The sequence below is a fragment of the Mycobacterium sp. E1715 genome (assembly GCF_001667625.1).
Classification (GTDB): Bacteria; Actinomycetota; Actinomycetes; order Mycobacteriales; family Mycobacteriaceae; genus Mycobacterium.
In genome coordinates, this window is sequence record NZ_LZJJ01000487.1 from 1 (window position 1) to 524 (window position 524).

The following is a 524-nucleotide window of genomic DNA, read 5'->3' on the forward strand; positions in this document are numbered from 1 at the left end:
GACGATCTACAACGACCTGCGGATCGTCGACAACGTCCGTTACTTCGCCGCGCTGTACGGTTTCGAGCACCAGGCCGCCGACGACGCGATCGAGCGGGTCGGGCTGGCCGACCACCGAACCGCGTTCTGCGGCAACCTTTCCGGCGGCCAGCGCACCCGGGTGTCGCTGGCCTGCGCGCTGGTCTGCCGGCCCGACCTGCTCGTGCTCGACGAGCCCACGGTCGGCCTGGACCCGGTGCTGCGCGCGGATCTCTGGGAGCAGTTCGCCGAGCTCGCCCGCGGCGGAACCACGCTGCTGGTCTCCAGCCACGTCATGGACGAAGCCGACCACTGCGGCGACCTGCTGCTGATGCGCGACGGTCACCTGCTTGCCCACACCACCCCGGCCCAACTACGAGAGGACACCGGATGCACGTCACTGGAGGACGCGTTTCTGTCCATCATCAAGCGCAGCACCATGCGCCAGGCCGGCTAGGGCTCAAGGGCTACACCGCCACCACGACGCGAATCCTGCGCCAGCTGGC

1 protein-coding gene is annotated in these 524 nt (G+C 68.9%); it reads left to right on the forward strand.

What is annotated here, in order from left to right; genetic code table 11:
• A partial coding sequence (locus A9X03_RS24135) for an ATP-binding cassette domain-containing protein (protein ID WP_156746658.1) occupies window positions 1–475 on the forward strand: 475 nt, incomplete at its 5' end.
• Between the last annotated feature and the right edge of the window lie 49 nt (window positions 476–524).